We start from the raw sequence: 21,656 nt of genomic DNA, 5'->3' as shown, positions 1-21,656 counted from the left end.
CGTGCTGAATGCCTTCGCCATCACGTTCGGTGACCGCTGGCCGGCCGCCGAGAACTACTGACCAATGCCAGAAACACCGTTCGCGTTACGGACCCGGGCCGGCGGACGGCCGGTAGTCGGGAAGCTGCCCCCGGCCGCGTTCTGGGCGGCCCGCGCCTGGTGGCAACCGGTCCTGCGCCTCGCGCGGGTCGGCCAGACTCTCCGCGAGCGCTGCCATGGTGAAGATCAGGTGCAGGTCGGCGAGCCCGGCCGGCGTCGCTATCACCTGCCCGTTCAGGCGCTACCGGGAGTAGCGGGACACGCGAGAAAGGGTTGGGGTGGCTCAGACCGTCAGTATTCGCCGGTGAGCGGCCCGAGTAGCCCAGTCACGTCAAGTACCTGCCGGACGATCGACCGGCAATTGATCAAGGTTAGCGTCGTGTTCTCGCCGGTTGCGCGGTTGCGGGCTACCAGGAGTGCGGAGATCCCCGTGGAGTGCGATCGACTTCGGCCCGGCTGTGGTGGGGATCGCGTCGCAGCCGTTCTGGTTGCCGTTCGTAGCTCCTGGCTCCGAATCCGGTCGGCCACGGCGATGCCGTTGCCGCCTACGTCGGTTGTTTCGCGCCAGCGGCGAGGAGTATCCGGAAGATCTCGATCCTGAAGTCGATCATCGGGGGGTTGTGCGGTGAGTTCTGGACCGGGTGCAGTTGATGCTGGTTGGTTTGGGGGGGTGTCGAGGACGGTTCGGATCCGGTTGAGGAGGGCGGGTTCGGTGAAGGGTTTTTCGACGAGGATGACGCTGGGGTCCAGGGTGCCTTGGGAGGCTAGGACGGGTTGGGCGTAGCCGGACATGTACAGCACCCGGGCGTGGGGGGAGAGCTCGCCGATGGCGGCGGCGAGTTCCTTGCCGAGCATGTGCGGCATGATCACATCGGTGAGGAGCAGGTGGATGTCCTCGGTGCCGTGTTCGGCGATCTTGAGTGCTTCGGGTCCGTTGGCGGCGGTGAGGACGTGGTAGCCGTTGCGGGTCAGGATGCGGCGGGTGACTTCCCGTAGGGGCTTCCTCGTCTTCGACGATCAGGATCGTTTCGCCTCCGCCGCTGGCGTCGGTGGCGGTGGTTGGGACCGGTTGCGGTGTGGAGCTGGTTTGTTGGTCGGTGGCGGGCAGGACGATCGTGAAGGCGGTCCCGGCGCCGGGTGCGGAGGCGATCTCGGCGTGGCCGCCGGCTTGGGTGATGATGCCGTAGACGGTGGCCAGGCCGGGGCCAGTGCCTTCGCCTTCGTCCTACACATGGACAGCGACCATGACGACGCCAACCTGGTGCAGGGAGCCATTGACCTCGGTCACAACCTCGGCCTGACCGTCGTCGCTGAAGGAGTCGAAGGCGCTGCCCACGTCGCAGCCCTGCACCAACTTGGCTGCGACATCGCCCAGGGCTTCCACTACGCCCGGCCCATGCGCCCGAACGACTTCACCGACTGGCTTCGCACTCATGAAACCACACCGTCAACAGTTGAGATCTCGGCGGTGCCCTGACTCAACCACATGTCTGTTCGTCGTTGCCCCCATCGAACTCCTGGCGGCGTACCAACGACACGATCCGGTTCTTGGCCGCCGATCCGACGCTGCGGAACGGCACACGCGAGCGGCCGCAGGTCGTGCAGCCGGACCGGCGGCAGCCCGGACTCGCCGACCAGATGACGGAAGCGGCGGGTCAGGACGTCGGGGTGCAACGCCGCGCCGTCCTTGGCGACGAAGACGTACCCAGTGTTCTGCCAGACCTCGTTCGCCGCTTTCTGCTCGACGTGTTGCCGGCGGCGGTGCTCGCGGAGCAGCCGGACCGTGTGCCGGTCCAGAGCGATCAGCCGGCGGCTGGCCGCGGTCTTCGGCTGGCCGACGGTGACCAGGTGGCCGTTAGCGATGCGCTGTTGCTCGATCATCGCCACCCCGGCGTCCAAGTCGACGTCTGCCCACCGCAGCCCCGCGGCTTCACCACGGCGCAGGCCGCGCAGCGCGATCAGCCACCACATCACCACCAAGCGGTCCTGCGCAACGAAGGACAGGAAGGTCGCGGTTTGCTCGACCGTCCATACGGCTACTGACGGCCGTTGACCGGTCTGTTGCCGCGCCTCGATTCGCTGCGCGGTTCAGACCAGCGCGTGTGGTCGCCGCGGAGAGGGCACCAATTGAATGCGCAACAGCGGCATGAGCGCACCTCCGCCCCCGGCCGTCGCCGAGCCCGACCTTGACCCGCCCGCAGCCGCCCGCCGCCGGCGCATCCGGTTCGCGGTGGTGCTCGCGCTGACCCTCGGCCGTCCCGCCGGCCCAACCGGCATGCACGGGCGGCACCGCGACAACGGCCAGCGTTCCCGTGATCGCGTCGTGCGATCTCCACGTGGGTACCACGTACCGGAGCGGCAATCAGATCCGCGGCGACGGCTGGCGCAGCGGCAACTGCGGCGTTGGTACCAGCTACGTCGAGGTGCAGCGGAGCCGGTGGTACGGCTGGGAGACGATGCAGACGGCGAACGTCAATGCCAATGACGTGGACTACGGCGTCGGCTACGACTGCGGGGGCACCGGCCAGTACGAGTACCGGGTGATCCACGAGGGATACACGGCCGGCGGCGACTACCTGTTCGCCGAGTCGAACCACATCACCGCAGGCTGTTGACCGTCCGGTCGCCAGCAACCGAGCACCGGGGTGAGTGCCTTTCCACAAGGCACTCACCCCCGGTGTGTCAGCCCACGCGCATTTGCCGGTGACCTGCCACTCGCGGATGAACGGCATGATCTTCTTCTTGGCGGCGCCCCGGGCCGTCGCAACGGCGGGCTTCCCGCGCTGCGATGGTCTTTGCCGCTGCCTGAGTTGCCGGCACGGGACGACGGCGAGCCGACCGTTGGCCAGCTGAGGGCCGCCCTACCCCGCCCGGATGGGAGTCGCTCGACCACACACCCGTGCGGCGAGGAACCACAACACCCACCCAACCTGGGGAAGCGCGAGTGGTCACAGCACTAGCGGTAGTTGTCACCTTATGGTGGTAGTTCGCCGGGTGGCGGCTTGCTGCTCCAAGCAGTCCAGTAGCGGTGGAGCAGCAGCCATGGGGTGAGCCAGGCACGGACAGCGCGTAGCGCTTTTGGCCAGCTGGGGTGTTCGGCCGGCGGCGGGGTTTGAGTGCCCCCTCTCTCCGGAGTTGTCGCTGAACGGCTCCGGAACAGTCGCGGCGGTGTCGTTCGTGGACGGCGGGTCGAACCAGATGTTCCAGCAGAACGAGAACGCGCAGTTCACCAGGGTTTGGTGGCGGCGGATCGCGGTGGCGGAGCGGACTTGGAAGTCGGCCCAGCCGAGTTCGTCTTTGACTTGTTTGTAGCTTTGCTCGATCCAGTGCCGGATCCCGTAGAGCCGGACGACTTCGGTCAGGTCTGCCGGTTCGTGGGCGGCATCGGGGGTGTCGTGTGGGCCGCCGGGGCGTGCCAGGTTGGTGGCCAGGTACCAGGTGGCCTTGTCGGGCAGGGTGGCCGGGTCGGTGGTGGCGATGACGAGGCGGGTGTGTCCGTCGGGCCCCCACCAGACGAGCTGGGCGTCGGTGGCCCACCAGGTTTCGGTGTGCCCGTCGCAGAACCGGCGTTGGACCGGGTGCCAGCCGCCGGGAGCCTCCGGGCCACCCCACGGCACGGCCCGGGCGGCGTCCTTCGGGGTGTGGGCCTGGGATCCGTACTGCCAGGTGCCGCGGGAGGGTTTGAGGGCCATGGCGAACCCCAGTCCGCTTTGACTGAGCTGTCCGCGTAGCGGGTCGTGGTCGCCGTAGAAGCTGTCCGCCACGACCGCCCGGCAGACCACGCCGGCGGCGAGCGCTTTGTCGATCAGGTCGTCGGCGATCTGCAGTTTGGTCCGGAACTCGGGGTCGGCCTGCTTGCGGGGGAAGTGGGAGGCCGGGGTGTAGGCCTCGGCGTGCAGCGGATAGTAGACACGTTCGTCGGCCCAGACCGTGGTCACGGTGACGATGCCGTTGTCGGTCTTGCTGTAACGGCCCAGCCCCTGCCGTCCGACATGCGCCGTCGCGGTGCCGTCTTTGCGGTCGCCGGAGTCGTCGATGGCGATCACCCCACGCGTGTGCGGCGCGGTCGCCGGAGCGTTGACCAGCAGCTCCAGGCGTCGCCGGTTGACCTCATCAGCGTCCCAGGTGGACTGCGACAGGAAGTACTGCAACCGTTGCACCGCAGCATGTTGCGCTCCCTTGACCGGCTCGGTTCCGGCGAGGCCGGTCAAGGTCTTGTTGCGATCCCGCGGCGCCAGCAGGCCGGTCAGATACTCACGGAAACCTCGCCGCTGCGCCAACCGGGAGAACAACTCATCGAAACACACCGCGTAGTCCTCCAACGGACCCGCAGCCGGCGGACACACCGCATGAACCACCAGCGCTCCAAGCACTCGACCCGACACCAGCCGGTGCAACGCAGCAGAACGCAAGAAGGTCCGGCAACCGCGCAGTTCTGCAGGAGGTCGTACGGGTCGTTGTAATACACACGTGAGTCTGCGGCGAGAGCGGCCTTCGCGACGCGGGACCACTCGTCGGCAAGCACTTCCCAGTCGCCAGCCTCGAGCCGTCCAGTCCCGCCTTCACGATCACCGCGGGATCAGTCTTCGGAACGGCGGTCAGCGTGGTCCGGCTGGGGATCGCCCGCCGTCCGGCCAGGTCGATGCCCTCAACCACCTCACCGGCGGACGAATGAAACCAACCGGAGTCTCGGTCAAGGTGTTGCCGCTGCTCGCGACCACCGAACCAGCGTATCGCGTCAATGGGGTCGGCGACGATCTCGCCATCGGCCCCAGGCCCAGTGCCTTGAGCGTCCGTTGGCCTCGCGGTTTCACAATACTTTCATATCGCTGTCGCGACATCTACGTCTCTTGATGTGGCCGTATTGCCCGCCTACTCTGACCAAAGGAGCGCCGAACTCTCATCCGAGAATTCAATCCCTTACCGCGGGCTCTCTCTCCACTCACCTGCTCCTGAGTTCCACCGCGGCGTAAAGGCAGGACTCGAACGCATCGGGGTGGCCTTCTGCACCGATGCTTCTCTACGGAGGTCACGTTGGACACGCAACGGCAAGCCTTTCTGGCCACTCTCGAAGCTGAACTGGTCGATCTTTCGCCGAGCCGGACAGCGGCGGATTCGATTCTTGATCGCCCGAGCCGGGGAGCAGGAATTGCGGTGAAGCGGAGTGTATTCTGCACGCTTCTCGCAGGTGCTTCAATGTTGGCGGTGGGAGCCGCTCCGGCGCAGGCGGCCAGCGCCCCGTCCGCGGCTACGTCAGGTCCTGTCATCCAGAGCGATTGCTTCACACCTGACTTTGTGCGAAGGGACCACACGAAAACATGCGGCAACCCCCAGGCGTTCGTGAACTATTACTTCGTCGATGAGGATTGGATAACCTCTTACTACGTCTGCTACATCTTCGAAGGCTCTTGGTACGGCTGCGGCGGATCGACGCCACTGCCCGATTCGTCGGCCTGCGGTCGCCCGTAGATCGTCAGTGTACGGAGGCCGGCCAATCGACGGGCGAGGGGTGACTACTGTGCACGACCGGAAAGACCTGACCCTGCCGACGACATGGATAACCGGCTCGCCGACCCGGTTGACATCCGTGAAGGTTGCCGAGGACGAGCAGTCGAGCCCGGTGAGCATCGTCATTCTCGCCAAGGACGAGGAACGCTGCATCGCCCGCTGTCTGGACAGCGTAATCGGTCAAGATTTCGACGACATTATTGTCCTCGACACGGGATCCACGGACAATACCGCGTATATTGTCGGAGATTACATCGCCCATGGCGTCCGGTTGCTCCGGACGCCATGGGCTAATTCATTCGCACACGCAAGAAATCGGGGAATCGACGCCGTCGGGAGGGGATGGATAGTCTTCCTCGATGCCGACGAGTGGTTGACCGAGGAAGCGGCACGACGGCTGCGACCCTGCCTTATGTCCCTGTCTCGGCTGGAGAACGTGTCTCGTCTGACGTTCGCGCCCGAGATAGTTCACGTGGACCGCGGCGAATACACACACGACCTGCCGCGCATCTTCAAGGCAGACAGCGCGATTCGCTTCCGCGGCCAGGTGCACGAGTACCCGGTGATTGCTCAGGGCTCGCCCACACCAGTAGAAGTCATCACCGTCGACATCCAGATGAACCACGACGGCTACAGCCCGGCGGTTGTCATGGACAAGAACAAAAGGAAAAGAAACCTCGACCTGCTCGCGGCGGCCCGACTGGACGACCCCGACAACCCTCGATGGTGGTACTTCACCGTCCGCGACGGACTGGCAGTGCACGACCATTCAGAACTGCTGAGTCTGTGCGAGAGGCTCAAAGAACTGGCGGGCAGGCCGACCGACACTGGCGACCGCCGTAGCGCCCATGACTATTACCGCCTCGCGCTCGGATCGGCGTGTCAGCGCCTTTCCGCCATGGGCGACTGGCTGACTGTCTACCGAAACTGCGAGGACCTGCCCGGGGCCGACGCCTTCTATTTCCGGACGATTCGCGAGCTACTCGGCGGTATGGTGACCGGGGCCGGACTCATCGAGGCTATAAGACGACGCAGCGACGAGGAGTTGACAACGGAAAGCGTCGTCGACCCGTCCGGGCGACATCTCGACGCAGTCATCGTCGCGTTGCTCGAGCAGCTGAATCAAGGCACGAAATCCAAAGAATATCGTGAGCTCTGCGCGCCCTGGACCGACTCATTCTTTGAGGAATCCCGTCTGCGACCGCACTACCGGCAACCTTCGCTTTGATTGTTGGAGAACCAGATCGTGGTGTCCGTGATGAACCGCAGGATGTCGTTGGCCTCGCGGGTGAAACCGTTGACCAGCGCCATGCTCGGTGAGTTGTGTGGCCGGGCCGCGCGGGCCGAACTGTTCGAGGGGCACGCCCGGTCCGGTGACGTCCGCGCGTAACAAGTACGCGGGCGCGCCGCTGCCCGGGCGGGTCACCTCGCGATATCGGCGCGACAGCGAGACGACAGCGGCAGGCTCTAGAGTTCGCGGCCGAGTGGGACTGCGTGGTCCTGATCCAACTGTGCAACCGAGTGTGGGGAATGTGATGCGGACAGGACGTCGAACCGCCTTCGGAATCAGCGTGTTGGGGTTGTTGGTGCTTTCCACTGGGGTCGCCGCCGCCCAGACCGTGAGCGGCTCCGCCGGGTCGGGACCGGCACAGATCGTGCAGGCCGCCCCTGCACCGTTGCCGAGGATCGCGGCGCCGCGCACCAAGGGACGGGGCACCCTGGTCGAGAGCTCCACCGGCAAGGCATTTCGTCCTCGCGGTTTCAATTACGCACGGCTTGCCGAATCCTCCTCGGGGTGGTTCCACTCCACCTTTGAGCCCGGTCTGTACGACGCGGCTCGGGCGGAACGGACTCTGGGACAGCTCCAGCACGACGGCTACACCCTGGTCCGGGTCTTCATCGATTCCGGCAGCATCCCGGACGCGAAGGCCGGACATGCGCACGGGCTCGGCCGCGGCGTGGGCGATCGGAGCGTCGGTTACGGCCCCTACCTGGACAACGTCGCCGACTTCATGCGCCGAGCGGCGATCCATCGCGTCTACGTGTTGCCAGTGCTCGGTATCTTCCCGCAGAACGAGTACTACTACGGTCTGGTCGGCAGTGTTGACAGTGCTCAACTCAATATCGAATCCGTCAACCTGATGTACATGCACGAAGGCCATGTCAAGGCCAAAGAAACGTATGTCCGGGAGTTCGTCACGGCGATCCGTGATCGCCTGGGGAGCGGGCTCATGAGCACCCTGCTCGGGCTGCAGTTCGATAACGAGGCTACGTGGCGGACCGACCTCCGCCCGTTCTCCCGGCACACCGGCACGGTCAGGCCGGCGAACGGGATCGTTTACGACATGTCCAAGCCCGCCGATCGCCAGCAGGCAGCCGATGCCAGTATCGTCGAGTACGCCAACCGGATGACCGCCGCGGCCCGCGCCGTGGATCCCCAGCTGCTGACGACCATCGGCATGTTCACTCATCGGGCCGTCGATCGCGATGGGCCGGACGGAATGCAGCACTCCTGCTCGGCCGACTGCGGCCACCCTGACCTGTGGCGATACCCGGTGCGCCCGGCTGTGCTGACGGCCTATTCACGGCTGGACTTCCTCGATCTGCACGTGTATCCGCGGTTGCCGTACAGCAAGACGTACTCGCTTCTGGATGATCTGGCATCCAGCGAGTGGGACGACGTGCAAGGCATCGTGCTGATGGGTGAGACGGGCGCCTATCGCGATTCGTTCGACGGCAGCGTGACACAGGCCGCGAACGCGATGCGGGAACATCAGGTGGACAGTTGCCGGCAAGGCTTCTCCGGTTGGTTGTTCTGGACCTGGGACACCAGCGAGAACGATGACCAGCGCCGCTTCTTCTCCGCGAGTGAGTCCGGCGGTGCCATCAACGGCCAGTTGGCGCCCATTGTCCGTCCCGATCCCTGCCGTCAATAGCCTTACCTGGCAATGACGTCGGTGTCGCCGGCAGCCTTTCATGCTACGGGTGGTCCACCCATTGTGCGTACGTATGTGAATCGATGTGCTCGCAGTCCCGGGCTTGCCAGAACCCGAGTGATGTCTGCCTGGGCGATTCTTTCTTCGCGCTGTCGCGCTGCTTGCGCGCACGTCGATTGGGCGTTGCGGGGCTTGAGGACCGTCAGCGCGTAGGAAATGCTCGGATATCGATCATTCTCCGTAGGTAGGCCAAACCGGAAGTCGGGTCGTATGTCCACGGTGTTCGGCGGGAGTCCCTTCCCTTCCGGGCCGGGCGGTCTACACCTCCGCCTGCTGGGTCCGGTCGGCGCCCGCCGTGCCGGCCGTGACCTCGACCTCGGCGGCCTCAAACCTCGCACGCTGCTCGCCGAGCTTCTGCTGGCGCAGGGCGAGGCGGTCTCCATCGACCGGCTCGTAGACACGCTGTGGGGCGACAAGGCACCCGCGCGGGCCACCTCACTGCTGCACACGTACGTGTCGACCCTGCGGACGGCGCTGCGTGACCGGCACGGTCCTGTCATCACCCGCCGGTTGCCCGGATACGCCTGGGAGGTGCGCTCCGGCCGGCTCGATCTGACCGAGTTCGAACGGTTGCGCGACCGCGGCCGGCGGGCGGTGGCCGCCGGTGACCACGCTACGGGCGCGGCCATGCTGTCCCGGGCGCTGTCGTTCTGGCGCGGCACACCCTTGGAGGGCCTGCGCGGCGTCGCCGTCGAGCGGCACGCGGAGCGTTTGGCCGAGCTGCATCGGGCGTGCGCGGTCGAGCGCATGTCGGCTGCGCTGACGACTGGGTCCAGCGGTGATCTGATCGCCGAGTTGGTCGCCCTGGTCGCACGATACCCGCTTGACGAACGGCTTCGGGGCCAGCTCGTCACCGCCCTGCATCGCGCCGGTCGCATCGCCGACGCGCTGGCCGCTTACGAGACCGGTTGTGAGGTCCTGGCCACCCAGGTGGGCGCGCCGCCCGGCGACCACCTGCACCGTGCCTATGCGGAGATCCATGGGGGAGGCGCGCACGTCGAGCCCGGCTCAGGCTGGGCCACTCTGTCGCCCGCCGCGCGCCAGACGGTGTCCGCGCTGACGTCGTTGAGGCTGACCGATGTCGCGGGCTGGTTGGTAGACGCGCTCGTGCCGCGGGCGGCGGCGGATCACTCGCCGCCGACGAGCAGGCAGCTCGTCACCGCCGGCCTGCTGGTGCCCACGAGTCGGGATCCAGCCGGGCAGACACGGTACAGCGTGGTCGCCGGCGCCCCGGCGCTCGGCCGGGACTCCGACCCGGCCACCCGGCGTACGCACGCCGCTCGGGCGGCCCGGGCGGCGCTGATGATGGTCGACGAGCACCCGGCACTTCCGATTCCCGGCCTTACGTACCCGTCGACGCCGGCCACCTGGAGCGTCCCGGCGCCGCGCAGGCGGCGCCGCGCAGGCGTCCAGAGCCAGTTGCAGGCCGAGCTGGGCACCTTGGTCTCCATTGTGGAAAGGGCTGGTGCGACCGGCGCCGTGGACGAGTGTTGCGCGTTGGCGGCGGCGCTGGTGCGAGCCACCTTCGCTCATCGTAACCAGTTCACCGAGTGGCACCGCACGCATGAGGCGGCCCTGGCCGCCGCCCGCCACGTCGGTGACCGCGCCACGGAGGCGGCCGTTCTTCACAGCCTCGGCCGGATGTGCTTCGAGCAGGGCCGGTTCGAGGCGTCCGCCGACTATCACCAGCGGGCGCTGGCCATGCTCGGGCCGACTGCCGCCGGCGGCCACGCGGCGGCGGTGATCACCGCAGGGCTGGGCCGGGTGCTGGTCGGGCAAGGCCGGTTCGACGTCGGCCTGCGGCACCTGGGAGGCGCTCTCGGTCCCATCGACGCGGCCGGCGACCAACTTACGTCGGGGTTCCTGTACAACGCGATCGGCGCTGCCCACCTGGAGCAGGGGCGGCTCGATACCGCCACCGAATGCTACCTGCGGGCGCGTATCGCCTACCGCGCCGAAGCCCATGGCACGGGGGAGGCGACCGCCTTGCGGGGCGCAGGGCTGGTGTCCCGCGCTCGGGGCGCCCTGGAGGAGGCCGCCGCCCACTTCCGTGACGCGAGGTCGCTCTTCGCGCGTGCGGAGGACCGGCTCGGCACCGCCTACGCCGACCAGTCACTGGCGAAGGTGGAGCTTCGCCAGGGGCGGCCGGCCGAGGCGATCCGCCGGCTGCAGCCGATCCTGTGGACCTGCCGGGGGCTGCATGACACGTTCGGCGAGGCGCTCGTGCTGCGGACGCTGGGTGAGGCGTGGCTGGTGGCGGGCAGCTTGACCAACGCCGAGGACAACCTGCGCCAGGCGCTGCACCGCTGGAAGGAGTTGCGGCTTCCCCTGTGGCAGGCTCGCACTCTTCGTGACATGGCATGGCTGCACGAGTCGGCGGGCCTCAGCCACAGCGCCCGGCAGGCCTCCGGCGCCGCGCAGGTCATCTTCCGCCGGCACAGCAGCCGGGAGCTGACCGAGACGGTCGGCGAATCCCGCTCTCCGCGCCCGATGTCCCGACCGGTCCGGGCGTGACCCGAACCGATCGGGGGTCGAAGATCGGTCACCCGGCCCATGTTTCGGCGTGAAGGGACTGATCGGAGTCGTCCCAGTAGCGGTTCTCCAGGCGTCCGTCGGGCCGCCGGAAGAAGACCTGTTGCTGGTCGTCGATGGCGAAACCGGCCGGATCAGACGCGGTCGCGACAGTTCCCGTCGGGGACCACTCGTCGGTGGCCGGCCAGTTGCCCGGGATGGACGGGTACCAGACCCAGTGGACGATCCCGCCGGTGGCAGTGCGTCCGAAGAGGTGCTGCCTGTCACCGACCGTGTACGCGAGCAGGGAGCCGACCACGTCCGGCCCGGCCCAGCCGACGGCCGTGATCCGCCCGTCCGAGGCGTCACGGTAGTAGTGCTGCACACCGCCGCCGCCCGACCGCACGAAGACGTGTACCTGATCGTCGTATCCGAAGCCCACCGGATCCGAACTCAGCGCAGCGGGTCCGGTGCCGAAGTCGTCCACGGCGGGCAGGTTGTTCGCGATGCCGTCGTACCAGACCCAGTGCACGAGCCGGTTGTCCACGGCGCGAGCGAAGATGTGCTGCTCGCCGTTGTGCACCAGGGCGGCCGGATTGCCGGTGATCGCCGGCCCCGCCCAGGTGTCTTTGGTGGACTTCCCGGAGTCGTCCCACGAGCGGTGTTCCAGGCTCCCGTTCGTCGCGTAGAAGACGTGACGCCGGCTGCCGAAGGAGAAGCCGGTAGGGTCGGATCTCACGTGGTTGAAGGTGTCCACGTACTCGCCCCTCGGCTGGGCGCCCGCCTTCAAGACCCAGTGCATGAGGTTGTTGTTCGGTGTGCGAGCGAAGACGTGCTGTTCGTCGTTGTGGACGTACGCGATCGGCTTGCCGGTGACCGGTCGGCCGGCCCAGATCTCGGACCGGGACGTCGCGGGCGCCGGGGCCGACCATGAGTGCGCGAGCCGGCCGGCGGGGTCGATCTCGAAAAGGTGCCGCTCGCCGCCGTAGACGAACGCCTGGTTCGTGGAGCCGCTCGACGACGGGCTTGCGGCCGTCGCGGATGTGGCTGTGCCGACCAGCGCGGTGGCGAGCACCGCCGTGGTGGTGAACACCGCCGTGACGGCGCGGACCGCTGTCAGCACCGTGTGTCGGGGTCGGGACTCCAGGGATGGAGTTGTCGACATGTGACCTCCTTGAAGTGAGTTGTTGCCTGATCAGCCGGCGTATCGGCCGTTCCAGTTCTCGGTGTGGACGCGTTGGTCGGAGGCGTCCCAGTAGCGGGTTTCGAGGGTGCCGTCCGGGGCGCGGAAGAAGACGTGTTGCTGGTCGCCGGTGGCGAAGCCGGCGGGGTCGCTGCTGACGGTGCCGGGGTTGGACCATTGGTCGAGTACCGGGCGGTTGTTGGTGACGCCTGGGTACCAGACCCAGTGTTTGAGACTGTTGTCTGTGCCGCGTGCGAAGAGGTGTTGTTCTCTGCCGTGTCCGTAGGCGAGTGGTCTGCCGGTGGTGGTGGCGCCGGCCCAGTCGTTGTCGGTGACGATTCTTCGTTCGGAGGCGTCCCAGAACCGGTGGGCGATGGTGCCGTCGGGTGCGCGGTAGAAGATGTGTTGCTGGTCGCTGTAGGAGAAGCCGGCGGGGTCGGAGGTGACTTGGCCGTTGGTGGTGCCCCAGTCGTCGGCGACCGGGAGGTTGCCGGCGATTTCGGGGTACCAGACCCAGTGGGCCAGTTTGCCGTCGGGTGTGCGCGCGAAGACGTGTTGTTCGGTGCCGAAGGTGTATGCGACGGGGTTGCCGGTGATGGCCGGGCCGTGCCAGGTGTCGTTGGAGATCCGCCATTCGGAGGCGTCCCACCAGCGGTGTTCCAGGCTGCCGTCGGGTGCCCGGTAGAAGACGTGTTGCTGGTCGCCGTAGGAGAAGCCGGCGAGGTCCGAGGTGACTCGGCCGTTCGGGGCCCAGCTGTCGAGCACCGGCTTGTTGTTCGGGGCGCCCGGGTACCACACCCAGTGCGCCAGGCTGTCCTGTGGTGTGCGGGCGAAGACGTGTTGCTCGTTACCGTGGGTGAACGCGACCGGCTTTCCGGCTATCGCGGATCCCGCCCACACGTCCGATTCGGGGTGCCCGACCGCGGGGTTCAGCCACGAGTGGGCGAGGTCGCCGTTCTCGCCGCGGCCGAAGAAATGCCGCTCGCCGAGGTACCCGAAGGCCTGGTTGGGTGTCTGGCCGCCGCCGCCCAGCCGGCTCGCGACGTCCGACCTCAGCTGCGCGAGCATGGGGTAGAAGACGTCGCCAGGGCACGCGGTGGCGAAGAAGTCCCGATGACCGTAGATCTGCGTGGTCGGGATGCCGTACTGCTGGCAGATGAAGACGCACAGGTCGACGAGGCGATCGTAGAGCGCGGCCGGCGGGCCGACATTGGTGAAGGTGCCCTCGTTCTCGATGCCGATCGCCTTGTCGTTCTGGTCGGGACAGTGGACACCGACCACCATGCCCCGGCCCGCCGCCAGCGTCTCCAGGCTGCGGTGGCGTCCCTCCAGGAGGTATCCGCCCCGGGACACGGTGAAGTGCTGGCCGGTGTCGCCCCAGCCATTCGTGTCCATGTGGTCGTTCTGGATCGATCGCGCCATCGCCGTCGCGTTCGCCAGCGCGGTCCCGTTTTCGTTGCCGCTCGCGGTGTGGTGGATCAGGATCTTGTCGGGGTTGCGGCCGATCACTGTGAGGTTCTGGTCCGGCTGCCGGGCTCCCCACGAGTCGCAGGGGATGATGTCGGCGGCCGAGATCGCGGCGCCGGCGGGTCGCGGGCCGGATCCGAACTGGAATCCGCCGAGTGCGATGCCGGCGCCGACGGCTGTGGCGCCGCCGAGCAGCGAACGGCGGGAAACCGCACGAGGTGACATGTCTACTCCGGATCTCTTGTCCGCTCCGGACGGCCAGATGGCCGCCGGCAACGCCCGGCCGACTGATCAAAGCCACGCCGGGCTGTGCGCCGACACCGTGACACGACGCCCTTCAAGAAACCTTCAGCCGTCCCGCCCCGGCCTTGCCCCGCAGGTCAACGCGATCGGTTGGAGCCGCGCCATCCGTACGAGAGCGATATGTCATAGACCGGTGGTGTGATCGGCAAAACGCCTGATCCGACGGGCGTTCAGACGGCGTGGGTGCCGGCGGAGCACCGCCGTGGTGTCCACGTGAGACCGGAAGGGACGACATGCGAAGCAGGACAAGAACCATGGCGACCGCCGTGATGGCCCTCGCCCTGGGCCAACTGGCGTTCGCCACCCAGGCCGAGGCCGCTGACGCGGAACGGGTCGCCGTGCGGGCCGACAGCCTGATCACGGCGGCAACCGCCGACGCGGCGGGCGACGCTGCGTTGACCGTCGATGTGTACCTGGCCGGGCGCGAGACCGCCGCGCTGGAGAAGTTCGTCAAAGCGGCCAGCGATCCCCGCAGCGACGGCTACGGCAAGTACCTCTCCGCCCAGGAGTTCCGTCAACGGTACGCGACCACCGACGAGGACCTGGCGCACGTCACCGACTGGTTGACCGGCAGTGGCCTGACGGTTACCGCCGTGCCCTCGAACCGGCGTTACGTGCGGGCCACCGGCCGAGTCGCCGCGGCCGAGCGGGCCTTCGGCACCGACCTGCGGACGTCCGCGGAGCACGGCCGGGCGCCCGCGACGGCGGTCACCGTTCCCGGGGCGTTGCGGTCCGTGGTCGCGGGGGTGTCCGGGCTGGCGGAGCGCCGTATCCTGACCCGCTCCTTCCATGGCGACGGCATGCCGGCCGGAGCGTCGGCGAAGGGTCAGCCCAACGCCGCCGCGCCGCCGGGGGCGGTCCGTGCCGGTCGTCCCTGCTCCGACTACTTCGGACAGAAGGTGGACCCCACCAAGCCGCCGGCGTACGGCAACAACTGGCCTTACGCGGTGTGCGGGTACACCCCGAGCCAGATCCAGAGCGCGTACGGTGTCCGGCAGGCGCACGCGTCCGGTGTGGATGGTCGCGGCGTGAAGGTTGCCGTCGTCGCGTCCTATCTGTCGCCCTCGGTGCTCGCCGACCTCAACACCTACAGCGGACGCTACGGCCTGCCGGCCATGAAGCCCGGCCAGTTCACGCAGGTCGAGCCCGCAGGCGGCTACCGCTGGGGGGAGGAGTGCGGAGAGCCGTCGTGGTACACCGAGGAGGCGATCGACGTCGAGGCGGTGCACACGATCGCCCCGGGCGCGGACATCACCCTGGTCACCGCCGCGAGCTGCGATGACCGCGACCAGTACGAGGCGGTCAACAAGGTCGTCGACGGCCACCTCGCCGACATCGTCACCAACTCGTGGGGCGTCAATGACGAGCGGGTCAACTCGGCGCTCTTCGACGCCTACCACGCGACGATGCTCCAGGCGGGCGCGACCGGGATCGGCGTCTACTTCGCCACCGGTGACACCGGGGACAACTCCCGGATCACGGCCGACGGCAAGCCGGTGACCGCGCACCCGGCCTCCGAGCCGCTCGTCACCGCCGTCGGCGGCACGTCGCTGGGCATCGGCCGCAACGGCGAGTACCTTTTCGAGACCGGGTGGGTGACCGCCCGTTCCGACCTGCGGGACGGTGCCTGGACCCCGGCCCCGCCCGGCAACTTCTCCTCCGGCACCGGCGGCGGCACCAGCCAGGTGTTCGCGCAGCCGTCTTACCAGGTCGGGGTCGTGCCCGACGCGATCGCCACGCGGCACGGCGGGCGCGGGCGCGCGGTCCCGGACATCGCCATGGTCGCGGACCCGGCCACCGGGATGGTCATCGGCTATGCCCAGACGTTCCCCGACGGCGTCCGATACAACGAGTCCCGCTCGGGGGGCACCAGCCTCGCGTCGCCGCTTCTCGCCGGCATGATGGCAGTCGCCGACCAGCAGGCCCATATGCACCACGGCTTCGTCAACCCGCTGCTGTACCACTACGCCAACCGTGGTGACCTCCAGGATGTCGCGGACACCACCACCCGTGCACAGGTGCGCGCGGACTACGTCAACCGGATCGACGACACGGGCGGCGTCACGTACTCGCTGCGGAGCATGCAGTTTCCGCAGACGATCGCCACCGGGCGGGGTTACGACGACATGACCGGTGTCGGATCCCCGCGCACCGCCTACTTCCTGGCCCCCGACCCGGACCCGGAAAGGACGACGGCCCGGTAGCTCACGCGTCTCCGGTGCGGTGACCGGTCACCGCACCGGAGACGTGGGTCCGGGGCGCCCAGGAGAAGAGGGGGTTGGTGCGCGTTCCGCCGCGCGCAGCCACTGCGTTCCGGCGGCGGGTCTTCCGTGCCGGCGGCCGGTGGGGCGGCCGGGATCGGACCGATGAGGATTCCGATCGTCGCCACGATCGTTCGTCTGTTCATCGGTCTCTCGTTAAGACACACCCCGGGGCGTCAGGCCGGCCCCGGGGTGTTCCACGAATGGACGCGGGTCATCCGTTCCACGGTTCGGTGTGGATGGCCGCGTCGGAGGCGTCCCAGTAGCGATTCTCCAGCCGGCCGTCGGGTCGGCGGTAAAGGACGTTCTGCCGGTCGCCGGCGACGAACCCGGCCGGATCGGTGGTCACCGTGCCGGCGGGGGACCACTCGTCGAGGACCGGGAGTCCGCCGGCCGCCGTCGGATACCACGCCCAGTGCGCGAGCGCGCCGGTGTCGGTACGGGCGAAGAGGTGTTGCTCGTCGCCGTAGGTGTACGCCAGGAGCGTGCCGACGGTGGTCGCGCCCGGCCAGGTGTCGGCGGTGACCCGCTGCTCGGAGGCGTCCCGGTAGCGGTGCTGGACGCCACCGGCCGCGGATCGGTAGAAGACGTGCGTCTGGTCGCCGTACCCGAAGCCGACCGGGTCCGAGGTCACCTCCCCGGCGGTGGTGCCGAAGGCGTCCGCCGCCGGCAGGTTGTTCGCGATGCCCTCGAACCACACCCAGTGGGCCAGCTTGTTGTCGGTGGTACGCGCAAGGATGTGCTGCTCGCCGCCGTACGCCACGCCGACCGGATTGCCGGCGATGGCCGGGCCGGTCCACACGTCGGTGGAGATCCGCCACTCGGAGGTGTCCCACCAACGGTGTTCCAGTTTGCCGTCCGAGGTCCGGTAGAAGACGTGCTGCTGATCGCCGAAGGAGAAGCCGGTGGGGTCGGAGGCGACACGGCCGGTGGCGTTCCAGCCGTCCAGCACCGGCAGGTTGTTCGGCGCGCCCGGATACCACACCCAGTGGGCCAGATTGCTGTCCGGCGTGCGGGCGAAGACGTGCTGCTCGTTGCCGTGGACGAAGGCGGCCGGCTTTCCGGTGACCGCGCTGCCGGTCCAGATGTCGGACTGCGGGCCGGGTGCGCCCGGGTTCGACCACGAGTGCACGAGCTGTCCGGCGGCGTTCACCTCGAAGTGGTGCCGCTCGTTCCCGTACACGAAGGCCCGGTTCGTGGAGCCGTTCGAGGAGACGCCACAGTTGCGGCCGGTGTGGGTGTAGGTGCCGCCGTCGTAGCGCATCGCGGTGTCGTCGATGACGATCGGCTGGCGCACACCGTCCGCGATCTGCTCGAAATGCAGGTGCGGGCCGCTGGAGTTGCCGGTCGAGCCGACCTTGCCGAGTTCCTGGCCCTGCGCCACGTTCGCGCCGAGCCCGACGGAGAACGCGGACAGGTGCGCCACCCGGGTCGACCATCCACCGCCGTGGTCAACCACGACCTCATTCCCGTAACCGCCGTTGACCTGGGCCGAGACGACGGTGCCGGGCGCGGACGCGAGCACCGGTGTGCCCAGCCCACTCGATCCGATCACGTTGTAGTCGATCGCGTTGACGACCTCGGTGGAGTGGTGGAAGTAGAGCCGGGGCTCATCGCAGGGCCACGGCGCCTTGAAGTCGGGCCGCGCCCCCGCCGCGGCGGCCGGCGCGCCGGGAAGCACGGCCGTGATCAGGGCGATCGTGGCGAGCACGGCGGCCAGGGTGGTGCGCCGTCGGCCCAGCGGTGACGGGCGGTCAGCCGGCATATTGGCCGCTCCAGTTCTCGGCGTAGACGCGCCGGTCCGAGGCGTCCCAGAAGCGGGTTGCCAGGGTGCCGTCCGCGCTGCGGAAGAAGACGTGCTGCTGGTCGCCGGTGGCGAAGCCGGCCGGGTCACCGGCGACCGTGCCCGCGGCGGACCACTCGTCGAGCACCGGCCGGTTGTTCGCGACCCCCGGGTACCACACCCAGTGCTTGAGGCTGTTGTCCGTGCCGCGCGCGAAGACGTGGTACTCCTTGCCGTGCCCATAGGCGACCGGGTTGCCGGTGACCGTGGCGCCGGCCCAGTCACCGTCGTTCACGATCCGCCGTTCGGAGGCGTCCCAGTAACGGTGGGCGATGGTGCCGGCGGCGGTCCGGAAGAAGATGTGCTGCTGGTCGCCGTAGGAGAAACCGGCGAGGTCGGAGACGACCTGACCGGCGGTGGTGCCCCAGTCGTCGGCGATCGGCAGGTCGTTCGGAATGCCCGGGTACCAGACCCAGTGGGCCAGCTTGCCCTCCGGCGTACGGGCGAACACATGCTGCTCGGTGCCGAACGTGTATGCGACCGGGTTACCGGTGATGGTCGGGCCAGGCCAGGTGTCATGGGATACCTGCCACTCGGAGGCGTCCCACCAGCGATGCTCGAGGCTGCCGTCGGGCGCCCGGTAGAACACGTGCTGCTGGTCGCCGTAGGAGAAGCCGGCTGGATCGGAGGTGACCCGGCCGGTGGCGCCCCAGCCGTCCAGCACCGGCATGTTGTTCGGCACGCCGGGATACCAGACCCAGTGCGCCAGATCGTTCTGCGGCGTACGGGCGAACACGTGCTGCTCGACGCCGTGCGTGAAGGTGACCGGATCGCCGGTGACCGCGGAGCCCGCCCAGACATCGGCCTCCGGGTGCCCGACCGCGGGGTTGGTCCAGGAGTGGGCGAGGTTGCCGCTGATGTTCCGCCCGAAGTAGTGCCGCTCGCCGTTGCCGTAGGCAAACGCCGGGTTCGGCGACGGCCCACGAACGCCGGTCACCAGAGCCAGCAACTCGCGGGCCTTGCCCTCGTTCTCGTCGTAGCGGGTCGGGTGCCCCGACCTCTGCACGCGCTGGGCAATGCCGCCCGCGGAGTCGTTCGGATACTGCAGATCCATGGCGATCGCGAGATCGTAGAACTTGTTCGAGGAGTAGACCGGGTCCATGATCTGTGCCGGCGTGCCCCAGCCTTGCGACGACCGCTGCTGGAAGACGCCGAGGGAGTCCTTGTCGCCGCAGGCGAGGTTGTTCATGTGCGACTCGACCCAGCCGGTCTCGAACGCGGCGAGCAGAACCTTGTCGGTGACGCTGCGGCTCACCCCGACGTCGTAGACGGTCTGGATGATCGCCGGATCGTGCTGGGGCGGGACCGACGGGCATTCCGCCGCGGCGGGTGAGGGGATAGCGATCGCGCTGATGGCGAGGACGACGCCGGCGAGTATTCGCGCGCCTGTGATGGGGCGTGGAGCCATGACTGATCTCCGTATCTGGTTCGATCCGCCGGGCCGTACCGGATGCCGGCGGGTGACGAGGGTCGTGGCCGCGATTCCGTCCGGCCGAACAACCGTCGATCTACAGGAGTCAATATCGACCGTCGGCCATTCGGCGTTCTGTCGTCCGGCTTTCGCGGCCGCGAATCACCCTGCCCACCGATCGAAGAGCCGTTTCGCACTCAGCTCGCGGTTCAGCCCCCGCGCCGTGACACCGGGACGCAGAACTGGAACGCCGAACGCGAGTGCGGTGTCCCGGACCGAGGTGCGGGCATGTTCGGCAAGGCGCTCGAACGCGGCCCGGGTCAGGTCCGCGTCCTCTCGGCCCGCCAGTTCCCGGGCGAAGAGGGCGGTGAGGTCGTGCGGGCGGTAACGGGCCTCGCCGGTGGGGTCGGCGCCGACCGATTCGAGCAGTCCGGAGGCGACCAGGTGCTCGGCGAGACGTTCCCCGTCGCTGCCGTCGCAGAGCACACCGAGAGTCCACGCCGCGAACGCGCCGGGTGGCATCAGTCCGATCCGGCGCAATGCCACCTGGACGTGCGGGGCGAGGCCCGCGTAGGCCAGCTCCAGCCTCGAGCGGACTCCGAGGCGGCCGATCGACAGCTCGTCCAGGCGGCGGGTGTTGTCGCGGAGCCGGTCGGCCAATGCGCTCAATGGCAGTGTCGGCTGCGGCTGGAGCCGCGCGCCGGCGATACGTACGGCCAGCGGCAGACGTCCGCACAGGTCGACGATCTCCTCCGCCACCCGTCGCTCGGCGGCGATCCGTCGCCCACCGATGATCCGGCCGAGGAGCCCTACGCCCTCCTCGACCGCGAACGGCTGCAATCGCCGCTGGTGAGCGCCGGGCAGTTCGGACAGGGCGCCCCGGCTCGTGACGAGCACCGCCGTCCCGGGCGTGCCGGGTAGCAGCGGTGTCACCTGCTCCGCGTCCACGGCGTCGTCGAGCAGGATCAGGACCCGCCGGTCGGCCACCCGTGAGCGGAACGCCGCCGCCCTCGCCTCGAGTCCCTGCGGGAGCACGGATCGCTCGCCTCCGAGGGCATCCAGGAACTCGCCGAGAACCTCCGCGGGATCCCGGGGCGCTGGACCGGCGCCCTCCAGGTTGACGTAGAGCTGGCCGTCCGAAAACTGCGGTCGTAGGCGATGGGCCACGCGTACCGCGAGCGTCGACTTGCCCACTCCCGCCACACCGCTGACGACCACGATCGGCACCGCGTCCGCACGCGTGAGCCGGCCCTCCAGATGCGCGGCCTCGTCAACCCTGCCGACGAAGTCCGAGAGGGATGGCGGAAGCTGGCACAGCACCGCGTAGGACCCCGGATCGGGCTCCGCGGGTCCGTCCCTGCCGTGCAGGATCTCCTGCTGAACGGAGCGCAGTTCGAATCCCGGGTCCAACCCGAGCTCGGCCTGTAGCACCGCGCGAGTGTCGCGGTAGACCTGCAGCGCCTCGGCCTGCCGGCCGGAGCGATAGAGCGCCCGCATCAGCTGTGCGCGCATTCCTTCCCGGATGGGATGCGCACCGGTGAGCGCGCGTAATTCCTCCAGGATGATCCGATGGTTTCCCAACGCGAGCTCGAGCTCGAACCGCCGCTCCGAGGCCTCCATGCACCTCTCGAGCAAGCCTGGTACGGCTTCGCGGTGCAGCGTGGCCGATTCCACGTTGAACAGGATGGGCCCGTGCCACAGACGGGCGGCCTCGCGTAACGCCTCCAGGCCGGACTGACGGTCTCCTCGTGTGATGGCCGAGCGGGCCGTCGCCAGCAGTGTGTCGAACTCCTGGATGTCCGACGAGCCGGGTGGCAGCTCGATCGCGTAACCGCCGGCGCGTGTGCGTACCAGCCCGTCGCCGCCCAGGATGCCGCGCAGGCGCGCGGTGTAGGTCTGCAGCGCGGCACGAGCGCGCAGTGGTGGGGTGGTGTCCCACAGGCGGTCGATCAGGGTCTCCACCGGCACGGCCTCACCCGGCTGGAGCAGCAGCGAGGCGAGGATGGTCCTCAGCTTGGGTGCTGAGATGTCGACGGTCCGGCCGTTCATGCGAACCTCGAGGGGGCCCAGGATCCGGAAGTAGACGGCGGTTGCCGAACCCTCGTTCGATGGCGGCGGTTGCGCGGTAGCGGGA

The 21,656-nt window shown here is 68.4% G+C and carries 17 protein-coding genes; 8 read left to right on the top strand and 9 right to left on the bottom strand.

From position 1 onward, the window contains the following. Nucleotides 1-85: 85 nt before the first annotated feature. Both AB0M54_RS17470 and AB0M54_RS17465 read right to left on the bottom strand, forming a co-directional pair. Complete coding sequence (locus tag AB0M54_RS17470; RefSeq protein ID WP_364472264.1) at nucleotides 86-265, bottom strand: hypothetical protein; 180 nt, start codon at nucleotides 263-265, stop codon at nucleotides 86-88. Nucleotides 266-330: 65 nt separating this feature from the next. After that, complete coding sequence (locus AB0M54_RS17465; RefSeq protein ID WP_364472291.1) at nucleotides 331-1,011, bottom strand: response regulator; 681 nt, start codon at nucleotides 1,009-1,011, stop codon at nucleotides 331-333. Nucleotides 1,012-1,021: 10 nt separating this feature from the next. Here AB0M54_RS17465 and AB0M54_RS17460 point away from each other — a divergent pair, with 10 nt between their 5' ends. Beyond that, entirely contained in the window at nucleotides 1,022-1,516 is a 495-nt protein-coding gene (locus tag AB0M54_RS17460) for an EAL domain-containing protein (protein ID WP_364472261.1), read from the top strand. Here AB0M54_RS17460 and AB0M54_RS17455 read toward each other — a convergent pair. Then, the gene (locus AB0M54_RS17455; RefSeq protein ID WP_364472288.1) at nucleotides 1,471-2,010 is read right to left on the bottom strand and encodes a tyrosine-type recombinase/integrase; all 540 of its coding nucleotides are present in this window, start codon (nucleotides 2,008-2,010) and stop codon (nucleotides 1,471-1,473) included. The genes AB0M54_RS17460 and AB0M54_RS17455 overlap by 46 nt on opposite strands. Before the next feature lie 365 nt (nucleotides 2,011-2,375). Here AB0M54_RS17455 and AB0M54_RS17450 point away from each other — a divergent pair, with 365 nt between their 5' ends. Then, nucleotides 2,376-2,654, top strand: coding sequence for a hypothetical protein (locus AB0M54_RS17450; RefSeq protein ID WP_364330591.1), 279 nt, complete (start codon nucleotides 2,376-2,378; stop codon nucleotides 2,652-2,654). Between the two features lie 354 nt (nucleotides 2,655-3,008). Here the strand turns inward: AB0M54_RS17450 and AB0M54_RS17445 are convergent, their stop codons facing one another. Further along, the gene (locus AB0M54_RS17445) at nucleotides 3,009-4,346 is read right to left on the bottom strand and encodes an IS701 family transposase (RefSeq protein WP_364472258.1); all 1,338 of its coding nucleotides are present in this window, start codon (nucleotides 4,344-4,346) and stop codon (nucleotides 3,009-3,011) included. Between the two features lie 727 nt (nucleotides 4,347-5,073). Here AB0M54_RS17445 and AB0M54_RS17440 point away from each other — a divergent pair. The 5 genes from AB0M54_RS17440 (at nucleotide 5,074) to AB0M54_RS17420 (ending at nucleotide 11,057) form a co-directional block, all read left to right on the top strand. Further along, complete coding sequence (locus tag AB0M54_RS17440) at nucleotides 5,074-5,508, top strand: hypothetical protein (protein WP_364472255.1); 435 nt, start codon at nucleotides 5,074-5,076, stop codon at nucleotides 5,506-5,508. A gap of 49 nt (nucleotides 5,509-5,557) precedes the next feature. Next, on the top strand, nucleotides 5,558-6,775 hold the full coding sequence (locus AB0M54_RS17435; RefSeq protein ID WP_364472252.1) for a glycosyltransferase: 1,218 nt from the start codon (nucleotides 5,558-5,560) through the stop codon (nucleotides 6,773-6,775). 30 nt (nucleotides 6,776-6,805) lie between these two features. After that, nucleotides 6,806-6,937, top strand: coding sequence for a hypothetical protein (locus AB0M54_RS17430; RefSeq protein WP_364472249.1), 132 nt, complete (start codon nucleotides 6,806-6,808; stop codon nucleotides 6,935-6,937). 190 nt (nucleotides 6,938-7,127) lie between these two features. Continuing rightward, entirely contained in the window at nucleotides 7,128-8,483 is a 1,356-nt protein-coding gene (locus tag AB0M54_RS17425; RefSeq protein WP_364472246.1) for a hypothetical protein, read from the top strand. A 270-nt stretch (nucleotides 8,484-8,753) separates the two neighbouring features. Beyond that, nucleotides 8,754-11,057 (top strand): BTAD domain-containing putative transcriptional regulator, encoded by a 2,304-nt coding sequence (locus AB0M54_RS17420; RefSeq protein ID WP_364472243.1) that lies wholly within the window; start codon nucleotides 8,754-8,756, stop codon nucleotides 11,055-11,057. Nucleotides 11,058-11,085: 28 nt separating this feature from the next. Here AB0M54_RS17420 and AB0M54_RS17415 read toward each other — a convergent pair whose 3' ends face one another. Then, nucleotides 11,086-12,219 (bottom strand): hypothetical protein, encoded by a 1,134-nt coding sequence (locus tag AB0M54_RS17415; RefSeq protein WP_364330610.1) that lies wholly within the window; start codon nucleotides 12,217-12,219, stop codon nucleotides 11,086-11,088. Between the two features lie 30 nt (nucleotides 12,220-12,249). Continuing rightward, nucleotides 12,250-13,929 carry an N-acetylmuramoyl-L-alanine amidase gene (locus tag AB0M54_RS17410; protein WP_364472240.1) on the bottom strand — a complete coding sequence of 560 codons (1,680 nt, stop codon included), beginning with the start codon at nucleotides 13,927-13,929 and terminating at the stop codon, nucleotides 12,250-12,252. Between the two features lie 332 nt (nucleotides 13,930-14,261). On the opposite strand from AB0M54_RS17410, the gene AB0M54_RS17405 reads away from it, so the two are divergent. Next, the gene (locus tag AB0M54_RS17405) at nucleotides 14,262-16,211 is read left to right on the top strand and encodes a S53 family peptidase (RefSeq protein WP_364472238.1); all 1,950 of its coding nucleotides are present in this window, start codon (nucleotides 14,262-14,264) and stop codon (nucleotides 16,209-16,211) included. Nucleotides 16,212-16,482: 271 nt separating this feature from the next. Here AB0M54_RS17405 and AB0M54_RS17400 read toward each other — a convergent pair whose 3' ends face one another. The 3 genes from AB0M54_RS17400 to AB0M54_RS17390 form a co-directional block, all read right to left on the bottom strand. Then, on the bottom strand, nucleotides 16,483-18,033 hold the full coding sequence (locus tag AB0M54_RS17400) for a peptidoglycan DD-metalloendopeptidase family protein (protein ID WP_364330619.1): 1,551 nt from the start codon (nucleotides 18,031-18,033) through the stop codon (nucleotides 16,483-16,485). Beyond that, the gene (locus AB0M54_RS17395) at nucleotides 18,023-19,519 is read right to left on the bottom strand and encodes a hypothetical protein (protein ID WP_364472236.1); all 1,497 of its coding nucleotides are present in this window, start codon (nucleotides 19,517-19,519) and stop codon (nucleotides 18,023-18,025) included. Before AB0M54_RS17395 ends, AB0M54_RS17400 begins: the two co-directional genes overlap by 11 nt. A gap of 165 nt (nucleotides 19,520-19,684) precedes the next feature. Continuing rightward, entirely contained in the window at nucleotides 19,685-21,571 is a 1,887-nt protein-coding gene (locus AB0M54_RS17390; protein WP_364472233.1) for a BTAD domain-containing putative transcriptional regulator, read from the bottom strand. Nucleotides 21,572-21,656: the final 85 nt, after the last annotated feature.

This window comes from Actinoplanes sp. NPDC051470 (assembly GCF_040682035.1).
In the GTDB taxonomy this organism is placed as follows: domain Bacteria; phylum Actinomycetota; class Actinomycetes; order Mycobacteriales; family Micromonosporaceae; genus Actinoplanes.
This window is presented reverse-complemented; position numbering and strand designations above follow the sequence as displayed.

Bases quoted from the DNA above. Each gene is read 5' to 3' on its own strand.
- AB0M54_RS17395 (WP_364472236.1), bottom strand. From the start codon at position 19,519: ATGGCTCCACGCCCCATCACAGGCGCGCGAATACTCGCCGGCGTCGTC.
- AB0M54_RS17405 (WP_364472238.1), top strand. From the start codon at position 14,262: ATGGCGACCGCCGTGATGGCCCTCGCCCTGGGCCAACTGGCGTTCGCC.
- AB0M54_RS17420 (WP_364472243.1), top strand. From the start codon at position 8,754: ATGTCCACGGTGTTCGGCGGGAGTCCCTTCCCTTCCGGGCCGGGCGGT.
- AB0M54_RS17390 (WP_364472233.1), bottom strand. From the start codon at position 21,571: ATGAACGGCCGGACCGTCGACATCTCAGCACCCAAGCTGAGGACCATC.
- AB0M54_RS17455 (WP_364472288.1), bottom strand. From the start codon at position 2,010: ATGTGGTGGCTGATCGCGCTGCGCGGCCTGCGCCGTGGTGAAGCCGCG.
- AB0M54_RS17415 (WP_364330610.1), bottom strand. From the start codon at position 12,219: ATGTCGACAACTCCATCCCTGGAGTCCCGACCCCGACACACGGTGCTG.
- AB0M54_RS17430 (WP_364472249.1), top strand. From the start codon at position 6,806: ATGAACCGCAGGATGTCGTTGGCCTCGCGGGTGAAACCGTTGACCAGC.
- AB0M54_RS17400 (WP_364330619.1), bottom strand. From the start codon at position 18,033: ATGCCGGCTGACCGCCCGTCACCGCTGGGCCGACGGCGCACCACCCTG.
- AB0M54_RS17410 (WP_364472240.1), bottom strand. From the start codon at position 13,929: ATGTCACCTCGTGCGGTTTCCCGCCGTTCGCTGCTCGGCGGCGCCACA.